A 12,396-nucleotide genomic window follows, 5' to 3' on the forward strand; every position below is an offset into this window, starting at 1 on the left:
GTAGCCTGAATTCATGACTGTTCAGCTAGGCATGCCGCAACCCCGGGAAGGTGCAGGGCCGGGCCTGCCGCCTGCCCGGCCGGCTGGCACGCCGCCGGGGCTGCTGGACCAGTACGGCCGCCGGGCCACGGACATGAGGCTGTCGCTGACGGACAAGTGCAACCTGCGCTGTACATACTGCATGCCGGCCGAAGGGCTTGAATGGCTGGCCAAGCAGGCCGTGATGTCCGCCGAGGAGATCGTGCGGATTGTCCGGATTGGTGTGGACCTGCTCGGCGTCCGCGAACTTCGCCTGACGGGAGGGGAACCTCTGGTCAGGGCAGACCTGATTGACATCATTGGAGCCCTACGAAGCAATCATCCGGAGCTGCCGATCTCCATGACCACCAACGGCGTGGGCCTGGACAAAAAGGCTGCCGCGCTCAAGGCCGCGGGCCTGACCCGCATCAATGTCTCGCTGGATTCGCTGCACGAGGAGACCTTCACCAAGCTGACCCGGCGCCCGTTCCTGGACCGGGTTCTGGCCGGCGTCGACGCCGCGTGGGCGGCCGGGCTGGGCCCCGTCAAACTCAACGCCGTGCTGATGCGGGGCATCAACGACACCGAGTCACCGTCCCTGCTCGCCTGGGCGCTGGACCGCGGCTACGAACTCCGCTTCATCGAACAGATGCCCCTTGACGCGGACCACGGCTGGACGCGGCGGAACATGATCACGGCGGCGGAGATCCGCTCCTTGTTGTCGCGCGACTTTGTGTTGAGTTCCGATCCCCGCGCCCGCGATGGAGCCCCGGCAGAACGCTTTGAAGTACGACGCCGGGTGGCCGGGCCCGCGGGGCCGGATGGTCCTGTGCTGGGGGCTGAGGGACTTGTGCCTGCCGCTGACGGGCATCGGCCGGAAGGCGTGGAGGCGGCGCCGGAAGGCGTGGAGGCGGCGCCGGAAGCCCACGGGCCGCTGCTCGGCACCGTGGGGATCATCGCGTCCGTCACGGAGCCGTTCTGCTCCGACTGCCGTCGCACACGGATCACCGCTGAGGGCAAGATCATGAGCTGCCTGTTCTCCCGTGAGGAGTTTGACCTTTTGGGTCTCCTGCGCGATGGCGCCAGTGACGACGCCTTGGCCGAACGCTGGCAGGATGCCATGTGGGTCAAGCCAAAGGCCCACGGAATGGACCACACAGGTCTCGGCGCAGCGGACTTTGTCCAGCCGGACCGCAGCATGAGCGCCATCGGAGGCTGAATTCTTGAACGTACGTTACTTCGCTGCCGCACGCGCCGCTGCCGGTGTAGAAGAGGAGTCCTTTGATCTCGCGTCCGGGACTACAGTGGCCGGCTTGCTGCAGGCAGTCCTGGCTGTGGACCGAGCCGAGCCCCCTGCCGGCACTCCTCCCCTGCAACGCATCCTGTCCCGGAGCAGTTTCCTGCTCAACGAGGTGGCCGTCCGGGACCGCACTACAGTGTTAAATCCGGGCGATGTGGTTGACGTGCTGCCCCCGTTCGCCGGCGGGTAGGAAACCCTTCAGATAGCGCGAATGGACAGTTGGGGCCCCGGATCTTGGCGCGACGGACAGTAGAGGCTGATCACCGTCACAGAGGCTCGCGTGGCTTCTGAGTTATCCACATAGGCATTCGTCTACGCGGTTTTGTCAGACCCACCTGTGATGCTTGAGGTATGGATCGCAGAGCAGCAGTGGAGGCGTTAGAGGCCATCGAGGCTCCCGTCGCTCGGCTTACTGTTGTAATCCGTGAAGCTGCCGAATCCTCGGGTTCCCGGGACTCTGATCCGCTACGCCGGAGGGCGAATAATGCCCTGATGACCGTGGCTGAAGTCGCTTGCGCGGAGGCAAAGATGGCGGGCCTCAAAGTCCAGGCCGTCGACTATGACGAGGCTGCCCAAGCCCTGGCGGGTCCGGCCACGTCACCTGAGGACAACACCGGGCAAGAGATGGCCGTGGTCGCGGAGGTGGCATGCGTGCTCACGGTGAGCGAACGGTCCGCTGGGGCGCTGTTGGCCGAGGCCCACCAACTTACCACCAGGCTGCCCCTGACCTTATCCGCGCTGCAGGCAGGGCAGATTTCGTGGCAGCACGCGAGGGTTATGGTCGACGAAACCACCAACCTTGACCGGCCGGCCGCTGCGGCGTTGGAAGCGCATTTCCTGGACCCCGACGCGGTTGCGGGTCGCCCTTACAGACCCCGACGTTCAGTACGCCATCTCGAACGCCGGGATCGCTTACGCTAGGCGCGGCACGGAAGAGCTGTCAAATGTTCTTCTGGAATTGGTGTCAGAGCGCATCGCATCCCCAAGCGATAGCCTCATGGCATCTGTCTTGAATGCCGCCATTGAGATTACCCCTCGTATAACGCGAGCAGAGCAAGCCCTGCTCGTTGTCGGTTGGCTTTTCCTTCATTCGGTCGAGCCCTCAGCTGCGTCCTTGGAACAGCTGCGATTTTATCATCAACCTATTCTGCGTGAATTTGGTCCGGACTTACCGAAACGCGAAGGGTCATACCTGCATTTGCAGTCAATTGGCTGCATTTCAAGAAGCTCGCTCGGTGGAGCGGCATTTGCCACTTTGTGGCATCAGACTTATCCCGGATTATTTCAGTCGGGCTTGGCCCTCGATCATATAGCAGAAGAGATAAAGGCCTATTGGGATGACCCCCGCATATTTGAGCCATGCACGCACGACGAGAGCCTTAAGCAGATTGCAGGCGGAGGTGCAAGCGACAACTACCTCTCCAGCCTCAACTTACCTGAGCCTCATGTTGAGGCCTTCAAGGTTCTCCGAGGAAGACATTTGCCTGATAACCAAGTTGTCGAATTGGTCAAGGCTTCAAATCCGGATGTAGTTCATCTTGAGCAAGCGTGGCCGAATCTCGGAAGTGCGAACCTCTCCGCTGTGGGCATAGCGATTGCCCACGCGATAGTCGTACAGAAGGGCATAGGAGATCCCCTGACCTTGCCCTGTGGCTGGGCGAGGGATAGCTCGCCATCAGAGGCCACTCCGATTTGGACGGCGCGGTCGTACCCAACCACCTGAGAAAGTGGGCGCATGATGTTGCCTGAAAACCAACCAACAGTCACGGATTGGATGAGCGCATGGGGCACCGTGGGTGCCCTGGCCGTGTCACTGTTGCTGGGTTTCACGTCCATTGTTCTGGCCTACAACGACCGCAGAGCTAAACGCGAGTCAGAGCGAATGGAGCTGGCAAGGGTGTTCGCTCGGGTTGAAGCGGGTGCAGAGGAAATGCGGTGGAGCATTTCAAACGCTTCGCCGTACCCGATACGACAGGCGCACATCACTGCGGTTGCTTTTGTAACTGGAGAGAACGACAAGCGGATAGTTGGGGGCGGCGCGCCCCAGTTCACAGCGGACTACATCGAGCCCGGGAAGACAGCGGGTGAGTCTTACCTGCGACACAGCCTGCCAGAGTCTCTTCGCATGATTCCCGGAGTCGAGGCCGCTGTACGGTTGGATTTCATTGACTACCAAGGCACGCATTGGGTGCGTGCTGCGAATGGCAAGGCAACCACTATCGAAAAGCTAAAGGGCAGTGGATTCGAACGACTGCCCCGTACGCTCTACGAGCCCAACACACTGGCACTGCCAGCGCGGCTCGGGGTCAGAGTCAGGCGAGCCTTCACATGGTTCGCCAAAAAGAAAACGACTGGGCCGCTCCGCTAGGGCTTCTCGACCAGCCAACCACCGCATCGACCGAAGCCCTAATAATGCGGCGGGCTACTTTCGTCGGAAAGACCGAGCGGGCGGTGGTCAGGTATTCTGATGGCAGTGATACTTAATTCTTCTCTGTGACCCAGAGTCCTTTCAGCGATTCCAGTTCGCTCCCTAGAGGAGCGGTGATTCCGTGCGCCCGCAAAGGGAACCCCATTTGGAGTTCCCCTGCTCACCGGCCCAACACCGAACTCACCACTGGAAGATCACATGCAAACAACATCAGCGAACTCCCCCGCGCCCTCATCACCTGCCCTCGACCGGCAGTCCCTGCGCCCTGACTGCGGCAATTGCTTTGCCCTCTGCTGTACAGCCTTCGGATTCTCGCGTTCGGCAGATTTTGCCCTCGACAAACCCGCAGGCTCCCCATGCCAAAACCTTGCACCTGACTTCTCCTGCACAATCCACGACAGCCTGCGCCCGAGGGGCTTTCGCGGCTGCACGGTCTTTGACTGCTTCGGCGCCGGCCAAAACATATCTCAAGGGTTCTTCGCTGGAAAGAGCTGGATCGAAAAACCCGACACCAAAGACGAGATGTTTTCCGCGTTCAAAGCCGCGCGACAGCTACATGAAATGCTCTGGTACCTGGCCGAGGCCCAGACCCGAACGTTCGATCCAGACGCCTCAAATCGTGCGGCACAGCTCAGAAAAACGATCGGGAAGGCAGCCTGCGGTGAACTGCCGGAGCTGCTTTCACTGGATGTTCAGGATCTTCACTCCCAGGTGAGGTCAACTCTGATGGATGTCAGCGAAGAAGTGCGGGCCTCCTACTTTGCCACCGGTGATGACCATCTGGATTCCGCACTGAAGGCCGGAGCAGATCTGATGGGCAAGAATCTCAGATCCCGCCAGCTGTGCGGGGCAGATCTCAGAGGGGCATACCTCATTGCCGCGGATCTGCGCGACAGTGATTTGTCGGGTGTGGATCTGCTCGGCGCAGACTTCAGGGACGCCCGGCTCGAAGGTGCTGATCTATCGAAAGCCCTATACCTGACTCAGCCGCAGCTCAACGCCGCTAAAGGCAACCGCGCAACTCGTCTACCCTCGGATCTGGAAATGCCCTCGCACTGGCACAACGGATGACCACCCACTGCAAGTAGGGCCACTCACGGTCCTGTCAACGGCGTTCCAACGTCGGCGGCGTGCCTGGGCGTCTTTCGTGCTGACCACTGTTGACAAAAACACCCTTTGAGCAGGACTTCGGACATTCGTGCACTCGCCTTCGGAAAATGACAACGGTCGTCTAAGGGCACGGAATCGGTCGTTTGCGTGCACGGGTCAAGCCGGACGACGCAAGCCTCCCGACTCCGCGTTAATTTGTCGGAAAATGACAACCGGGATCCGGTGGACCGCGCGGCGTCCGGAGTCGTCGGCCACCGGATTTCCCAGCCGGTGGATGATTCCCACTACGTGGTGGTGGAACTCGATTTCAACGAACGCGGCCAGGCTGAGCGATTGCTGCCGAACCTTAAAAGTAAGGTGTGGAATTCCTCCTCCGCAGCGCCAGCCTTGAACGGCCCGCCGCGGACAAGATTCTGGAATCAGCCGGCTGACGGTCGGATCTCTGCAGGGCCGCAATTGTCCGTTCGCGCGGGGGCGGGCTGGGGTCAGACGCGGCGGCACTCGGAGGTCATGAACGGGACAAAGTCCTGGCCGTCGCCGAGGCGCAACTCGGCGGTGTGGATCAGCACGTCGTTATCCACACGGAAAGTATGGCGGGCACTCCCCCGGTCACTGTGGCGCTCGACGCGCAGCACACCGTCCACCCACGTGCACCGGGCCGGGGCTCCCGGCGGCAGGCCCATGCTGTCCACGTGGTACCAGAGGATGTCATCGTGGTCACGGTCGACAGTAAAGACGCCGTGGCCTTCAAAGTGCGTGCCATCAGCCTCGGTATGCCTGTAACTTTGCGCGACAGCGTAGCCCCCGGCGGCCCTGGTGTAACTCACCTCCGCCAAGGCCGTGCGCTTGGGCCCCCAGGCCGACGCGTCCAGCCGGGTGGTGCCGCGCCAATGCCCCAGGAAGTTCTCCAGTACGGCGTGCACCGTGCCCGGCTGCGGAAGGTTCATATGTTAATTATGGCGGGCTCAATCATCCCGGTCAGAGACCGAAGGTTTCGGTCTCCTCGAACGGGCCCACCACGGTGACGGTCCGTGGCGCGGCAGCCAACTCCTTGGCAAGGTCCTGGACCTCCTGCGCGGTGACAGCCTTGATCTGCCGCAGTGTCTCGTCGATGTCCTGGTATTCACCGGAGACCAGTTCAGCGCGGCCCAGGCGGGACATACGGGAACCGGTGTCCTCCAGTGCCAGGACAATTCCGCCGCAGAGCTGGCCCACGGCCTTGCGCAGTTCGTCGTCGGAGATCCCGCCTTCGGCAAGCTTGTCCAGCTCGAGCCCCAGCAGGTCCAACACCTGGCGGACCTTGGACGGAGTACACCCTGCGTACATCCCGAAGTAGCCGGCGTCCGCGTAAGAGGAGGCAAAGGAGTACGTGGAATATACCAGGCCACGCTTTTCACGGATCTCCTGGAACAGCCGCGAGGACATCCCGCCGCCCAGGACGGCGTTGAGGACGCTCATGACGTAACGTCGATCATCGGTGGCCACAATCGTGGGACAGCCCATAATGATGTTCGCCTGCTCTACCGCACGCTTGACCACATGCAGCCCGGCGGTGCCGGTGATGTCGGCCCGCGAGGTGGAGCGGCGATCCGCAGGGGCGGCGTCCGGCCCAAGTGACCACCCGGCAGTGTGGAGGGCATCCACCACAAGGCGGCAGACGACGTCGTGCTCCAAGCCCCCGGCTGCGGTGATGACCAGCTCATCCGGGCGGTAGTAGCGGCGGTAGTGCTCCCAGACGGAGTCGCGGGCGACGGCGCGGATCGCGGCGGGAGTGCCGCCGATGGGGCGGCCCAGCGGGTGGGTGCCCAGGACGGCAGCCACAAAGTTTTCATGCGCAACGTCCGTGGGGTCATCGCTGTCCATGGCGATTTCCTCCAGGATGACGTCGCGCTCCTGCTCCATTTCGGCCGGATCCAGGACGGCACCGGTGATCATGTCGGCAATGACGTCGATGGCCATGGGCAGGTCCGTGTCCAGCACCCGTGCGAAGTAGCACGTGCTCTCTTTGGCAGTGGCTGCGTTGGACTCCCCGCCCACCTCATCAAAGGCCGAGGCGATTTCCAGGGCAGTGCGGCGCTTGGTTCCCTTGAACAGGAGGTGCTCCAGGAAGTGCGTGGAGCCGTGCTGGCCCGGGGCTTCATCGCGTGACCCGACGCCCACCCAGAAGCCGATGGTCGCCGAACGCTGGCCCGGCATCGCTTCGGTGAGTACCCGCACGCCGCCCGGCAGCACTGAACGCCGGACAACGGAGCCGCCGTCGGAGCCGTGGACCAGGGTGTCGCCGGGCTGGTTCTGCTCAAGCGGCAGGGGAACAACAGTCATTGAAGCCTTTCAGGAGCGGCAGCCGGATCTGGCTGCCATCGTAACAGCGGCGGGGCCGGTGGATCATCCACCGGCCCCGCCGATTCATGCTGTGTGCAGGAGGCTGCGACTACTCGGAGTCGGCAGCGCCCACTGCGGCGGAAGCGTCAACGCGCTCGNTCCTCTTCAGCCACTACGGGGGACAGCGACAGCTTTCCACGGTCATCGATCTTGGTGATTTCCACCTGGATCTTCTGGCCGACGGAAACCACGTCATCAACGTTGTCCACGCGCTGCCCGTTGGCCAGCTTGCGCAGCTCGGAGATGTGCAGCAGGCCGTCCTTTCCCGGGGTCAGGGAAATGAAGGCACCGAAGGCGGTGGTCTTGACGACCGTACCCAGGTAGCGCTCGCCGATTTCCGGGATCTGCGGGTTGGCAATGGCGTTGATGGCGGAACGTGCTGCGTCAGCAGACGGACCGTTGGTGGCGCCAATGTATACCGTGCCGTCGTCCTCGATGGAGATGTCGGCGCCGGTGTCTTCCTGGATCTGGTTGATCATCTTGCCCTTGGGCCCAATGACCTCGCCGATCTTGTCAACCGGGATCTTGACCGCGATGACACGCGGCGCGAACTCAGAGAGCTCATCCGGGGTGTCGATCGCGGAGTTCAGGACGTCCAGGATGTGCAAACGGGCTTCGCGGGCCTGCTTCAGTGCTGCTGCCAGCACTGAAGCAGGGATGCCGTCGAGCTTCGTGTCCAGCTGGATGGCCGTAACGAATTCGGCGGTGCCGGCAACCTTGAAGTCCATGTCGCCGAAGGCATCTTCGGCGCCGAGGATATCGGTCAGGGCTGCGTAGCGGGTCTGACCGTCAACCTGGTCAGAGACCAGGCCCATGGCGATACCTGCAACAGCTGCCTTCAGCGGCACACCTGCATTGAGCAGGGACAGCGTCGAGGCGCAGACGGAACCCATCGACGTCGAACCGTTGGAGCTGAGAGCCTCAGACACCTGGCGGATCGCGTAGGGGAATTCCTCGCGGGACGGCAGCACCGGCATAATGGCGCGCTCTGCGAGGGCGCCGTGGCCGATTTCGCGGCGCTTGGGCGAACCCACGCGGCCGGTCTCGCCGGTGGAGTACGGCGGGAAGTTGTAGTTGTGCATGTAGCGCTTGCGCGTGACGGGCGACAGCGAATCGATCTGCTGTTCCATCTTGAGCATGTTCAGCGTGGTGACACCCATGATCTGGGTTTCGCCGCGCTCGAAGATTGCCGAGCCGTGCACGCGGGGCAGAACCTCAACCTCGGCGGTGAGCTGGCGGATGTCCGTCAGGCCACGGCCGTCGATGCGGATCTGGTCCTTGAGGATGCGCTGGCGCACAACCTGCTTGGTGACCGAGCGGAATGCTGCGGACAGCTCCTTGTCGCGGCCTTCGAACTGGCCGGCCAGGGAAGAAGTGACTTCGTCCTTGAGCGAATCCGTTGCAACATCGCGTTCCTGCTTGTCGGCGATCTGGAAGACAGCGGCCAGCTTTTCAGCGGCAGCGGACTCAACAGCGGCGTAGACGTCATCCTGGTAGTCCAGGAAGACCGGGAACTCAACGGTGGGCTTGGCAGCGCGTGCAGCCAGGTCGGCCTGGGCGTCGCAGAGTGCCTTGATGAACGGCTTGGCAGCCTCGAGACCCTCGGAGACAACCTCTTCGGTGGGAGCAGTTGCGCCCTGTTCCTTGATGAGGTTCCAGGAGTTGTCGGTTGCTTCGGCTTCGACCATCATGATGGCGACGTCGTCACCGGCAACACGGCCGGCTACAACCATGTTGAACACGGAGTTCTCGAGCTGGGAGTGCTTGGGGAAAGCAACCCACTGTGAACCGTGCTCGTCAGCGACGAGGGCAACGCGGACGCCGCCGATCGGGCCGGAGAACGGCAGGCCGGAGAGCTGGGTGGACATGGAGGAGGCGTTGATGGCCACCACGTCGTAGAGCTCGTCAGGGTTGATGGCCAGGACGGTCACCACGATCTGGACCTCGTTGCGCAGGCCCTTGACGAAGGCCGGACGCAGCGGGCGGTCCATGAGGCGGCAGGCCAGGATGGCCTCGGTGGACGGGCGGCCTTCGCGGCGGAAGAACGAGCCCGGGATACGACCGGCGGCGTACATGCGCTCTTCTACGTCAACCGTCAGCGGGAAGAAGTCGAAGCCTTCGCGCGGGTGCTTGCCTGCGGTGGTGGCGGACAGCAGCGCGGTGTCTTCGTCGATGTACACCATGGCTGCGCCGGCTGCCTGCTTGGCAAGACGGCCGGTTTCAAAGCGGATTACACGCTTGCCAAAGCGGCCATTATCAATGACTGCTTCTGAGAACTGGATTTCGGGACCCTCCAAGAGAGTCACCTCCGTATCTTGTTTCACGGAGTCCAGCCGCATCAACCCAGTCCAGCATCTGTCTACTGGACTGCACTGCACCCGGTCATCGATCGAGACCCACGGGCCGAGGGCTTCATCCTTCGAAGCCGTTCCCGGGGATCACTACCGAGGACCGCGAATGCGTGATGCGGTTGATCCTCCTGTTTAATTTTCTTCTGAAGAAGGCGGCCCTTTCCGTCACGGAAGGGGCCGCCCCTTAAAGCTGACTAGCGGCGCAGGCCGAGACGCTCGATGAGCGCACGGTAGCGGGTGATGTCAGTGTTCTTGAGGTAGGTGAGCATACGCTTGCGACGACCAACCATGGCCAGCAGACCGCGCTGGGTGTGGTAATCGTGCTTGTGCACCTTCATGTGCTCAGTCAGATCCTTGATCCGCTGAGTCAGGACTGCAACCTGGACCTCCGGCGAACCGGTGTCGCCCTCGGACGTTGCGAAATCCTGGATGATGGACTGCTTTACAGCGGCTTCAAGTGCCACAATAACTCCTAAAGATGTGCCGTGAGGCCCGAATCAGTAACGCACTGCCGGGTCTGCCCGCGCGGGAATCCCCCGGAAACCAGGGACTTTACACACATGGCAGGAACCAGCCGCCACGGACTGCAGCCGGATCCATCTGTTAGTTTACCGGCCCCGCCGCAATCTTGTCGAAACAGCCGCCGCTGTCACCACACCACCGTCAGCAAAAGGCAGCGGCTCAGCGACGCAGCTGATCCCGAATGGCGGCCATCCCCCGGAACAGCTCAGCGAAGCTGGTGCTCAGCGGCGATAACCCCACGCGGATCCCGTGTGGCGCGCGGAAGTCCGGGATGACGTCCTGTTCCCACAGCGCCGCCGTCACGTTCCGGAACGCCGGATGGTCCAGAGTGATGTGGCTCCCGCGAAGCTCCGGATCACGCGGCGATGCCAGCTCCACGCCCTCCGGCTCCAGCCATGCCTCATAGAGCTGCACGGCGTAGGCGGTGAGTTTCAGGGACTTCTCCCGGATGGCAGCCATGCTGGCGTCTTCGATGAGGTCCAGGGTACCGCGCATGGCCAGCATCCCGAAGATGGCCGGAGTGCCGCTGAGGAAGCTCCGGATGCCGGGTGCTGGCTCGTAGCCTGCGGCCATCTCGAACGCGTCCTTGCGTCCCATCCAGCCCCAGATCGGCTGCTTCAGTCCGGGCAGGTGCCGGCGGTTGACGTAGGCGAACGCCGGCGAGCCCGGTCCTCCGTTGAGGTACTTGTAGGTGCAGCCAGCGGCAAAATCCACGCCTGCCCCGTCGAGGTCCAGCTCCACGGATCCGGCGGAGTGGCACAGGTCCCAGACCACCAGGGCCCCCGCGCTGTGCGCAACTTCCGTGATGCCCGGAAGGTCCGCCAGGAAGCCTGAGCGGTAGGCCACGTGGCTCAAAAGTACGACGGCGGTAGCCGGGCCGGTTGCGTCCCGCACCTGTTCAACGCTGACACCGGACGCCGGATCGGTTTCGATCCACCGCAGGGTCAGGCCTTCCTCGCGGGCGATGCCCTCGACCAGGTAGCGGTCCGTGGGGAAGTTGTCCGTGTCCAGGACGATCTCGGTGCGGGCGGGGTCAGCCACCGTGGCCAGGGCAGCGCGGATCAGCTTGTAGAGCACCACCGTGGTGGAGTCGGCAATGACGGTCTGTCCCGGGGCTGCGCCAAGGACCGCGCGGCCCAGCTGATCGCCGATTGTCTGGGGCAGGTCCAGCCATTCTTCATCCCAGCCACGGATGAGCCGGCCGCCCCAACCGTCCTCGATAAAGGTGCTGATGTCCCGTTGCGTCCGCTTCAGCGGGCGGCCCAGGGAATTGCCGTCGAGGTAGGACAGGTCCGTGTCCGTCCCGATGAAGAGGCCGCGGTAGCGCGCCAACGGGTCGCCTGCATCCAGTTGCGCTGCCTGCTCAGGGAGGGCGGCGCCGTCGTGATTTTCTATCTTCGCGTCCATTGCGCTGCTCACTGACCGATCTCCGTCCGTACGGCGAACAGTTCCGGGAAGAAGGTGAGCTCAAGGGCCTTTTGCAGAAAGGCTGCTCCGCTGGATCCCCCGGTTCCCGCTTTCATCCCGATGGTCCGCTGGACCGTGCGCAGGTGCCGGAACCGCCAGAGCTGGAAATTATCCTCAAGGTCCACCAGTTCCTCGCACGCCTCGTACGCGCCCCAGTTAGCGGCGGCGTTTTCGTAGATGTGCTTGAACAGCGGAACCAGTTCAGGGCAGAACTCGTGGGCGCGGGTGACGTCCCGCTCCAGGACGGACTGTGGCACGTCGAAGCCCTGCCGCGCCAGGTAGGCCAGGAACTCGTCATAGATGCTGGGCGCGTTCAGCAGGTCCTGCAGCATGGCGTGCGCTTCCGGGTCCGATTCGAACACCGGCAGCATTTTGCGGTTCTTGTTGCCGAGGACAAACTCCACGGCCCGGTATTGACTGGACTGGAAGCCGGAGGAGTTGCCAAGGAACCCGCGAAACTGGGAGTACTCCGTGGGCGTCAGGGTGGCCAGGACCGACCACTGCTCCGTCAGGGTTTTCTGGATGTGCTTGACCCGTGCGATGCCCTTGAGGGCGGAGCCGAGATCGTCTGCGCGCAGCCAGGCCGCGGCGCTGCGGAGCTCGTGCAGCACGAGCTTCAGCCACAGCTCGGTGGTCTGGTGCTGGATGATGAACAGCAGCTCGTCGTGGTGTTCGGGCATGCTGACAGGTTGCTGTGCACTGAGCAGGGTGGGCAGCTGCAGGTAGGACGCGTAGCTCATCCGGGAACTGAAATCGCGGACTATGCCTTTGTCCAGTTTGCGGGTGTTCTTCTCGACGGCCACTGTGCTGCCTCTCTG

Annotated in this window: 12 protein-coding genes; 6 read left to right on the forward strand and 6 right to left on the reverse strand. The window is 62.8% G+C overall.

The window, feature by feature from the left end:
• Positions 1–13: 13 nt before the first annotated feature.
• From moaA to ACZYZ4_RS09885, 6 genes are all read left to right on the forward strand, one after another.
• Complete coding sequence (moaA, locus tag ACZYZ4_RS09860; RefSeq protein WP_463860384.1) at positions 14–1,237, forward strand: GTP 3',8-cyclase MoaA; 1,224 nt, start codon at positions 14–16, stop codon at positions 1,235–1,237.
• A gap of 4 nt (positions 1,238–1,241) precedes the next feature.
• Positions 1,242–1,508 carry a MoaD/ThiS family protein gene (locus tag ACZYZ4_RS09865; RefSeq protein ID WP_463860386.1) on the forward strand — a complete coding sequence of 89 codons (267 nt, stop codon included), beginning with the start codon at positions 1,242–1,244 and terminating at the stop codon, positions 1,506–1,508.
• A 302-nt stretch (positions 1,509–1,810) separates the two neighbouring features.
• Positions 1,811–2,239 (forward strand): DUF222 domain-containing protein, encoded by a 429-nt coding sequence (locus ACZYZ4_RS09870; RefSeq protein WP_463860388.1) that lies wholly within the window; start codon positions 1,811–1,813, stop codon positions 2,237–2,239.
• On the forward strand, positions 2,172–3,041 hold the full coding sequence (locus ACZYZ4_RS09875) for an LPO_1073/Vpar_1526 family protein (protein WP_463860390.1): 870 nt from the start codon (positions 2,172–2,174) through the stop codon (positions 3,039–3,041). The genes ACZYZ4_RS09870 and ACZYZ4_RS09875 overlap by 68 nt, the downstream gene beginning before the upstream one ends.
• A gap of 12 nt (positions 3,042–3,053) precedes the next feature.
• Complete coding sequence (locus ACZYZ4_RS09880; RefSeq protein ID WP_463860392.1) at positions 3,054–3,686, forward strand: hypothetical protein; 633 nt, start codon at positions 3,054–3,056, stop codon at positions 3,684–3,686.
• Positions 3,687–3,944: 258 nt separating this feature from the next.
• On the forward strand, positions 3,945–4,817 hold the full coding sequence (locus tag ACZYZ4_RS09885) for a pentapeptide repeat-containing protein (RefSeq protein ID WP_463860394.1): 873 nt from the start codon (positions 3,945–3,947) through the stop codon (positions 4,815–4,817).
• A gap of 524 nt (positions 4,818–5,341) precedes the next feature.
• Here the strand turns inward: ACZYZ4_RS09885 and ACZYZ4_RS09890 are convergent.
• From ACZYZ4_RS09890 to kynA, 6 genes are all read right to left on the reverse strand, one after another.
• Positions 5,342–5,803 carry a DUF1579 family protein gene (locus ACZYZ4_RS09890; protein WP_463860396.1) on the reverse strand — a complete coding sequence of 154 codons (462 nt, stop codon included), beginning with the start codon at positions 5,801–5,803 and terminating at the stop codon, positions 5,342–5,344.
• A 31-nt stretch (positions 5,804–5,834) separates the two neighbouring features.
• On the reverse strand, positions 5,835–7,178 hold the full coding sequence (locus ACZYZ4_RS09895) for a M16 family metallopeptidase (RefSeq protein WP_463860398.1): 1,344 nt from the start codon (positions 7,176–7,178) through the stop codon (positions 5,835–5,837).
• A 146-nt stretch (positions 7,179–7,324) separates the two neighbouring features.
• Entirely contained in the window at positions 7,325–9,535 is a 2,211-nt protein-coding gene (locus ACZYZ4_RS09900) for a polyribonucleotide nucleotidyltransferase (protein ID WP_463860581.1), read from the reverse strand.
• Positions 9,536–9,783: 248 nt separating this feature from the next.
• Positions 9,784–10,053, reverse strand: a complete 270-nt coding sequence (gene rpsO, locus ACZYZ4_RS09905) for a 30S ribosomal protein S15 (RefSeq protein ID WP_104063120.1) — start codon at positions 10,051–10,053, stop codon at positions 9,784–9,786.
• Positions 10,054–10,270: 217 nt separating this feature from the next.
• Positions 10,271–11,518: a kynureninase gene (gene kynU, locus ACZYZ4_RS09910; RefSeq protein WP_463860583.1), complete on the reverse strand. Its 1,248-nt coding sequence runs from the start codon at positions 11,516–11,518 to the stop codon at positions 10,271–10,273.
• An 8-nt stretch (positions 11,519–11,526) separates the two neighbouring features.
• Complete coding sequence (gene kynA / locus ACZYZ4_RS09915; protein WP_463860401.1) at positions 11,527–12,381, reverse strand: tryptophan 2,3-dioxygenase; 855 nt, start codon at positions 12,379–12,381, stop codon at positions 11,527–11,529.
• Positions 12,382–12,396: the final 15 nt, after the last annotated feature.

Source organism: Pseudarthrobacter adonitolis (assembly GCF_055412845.1).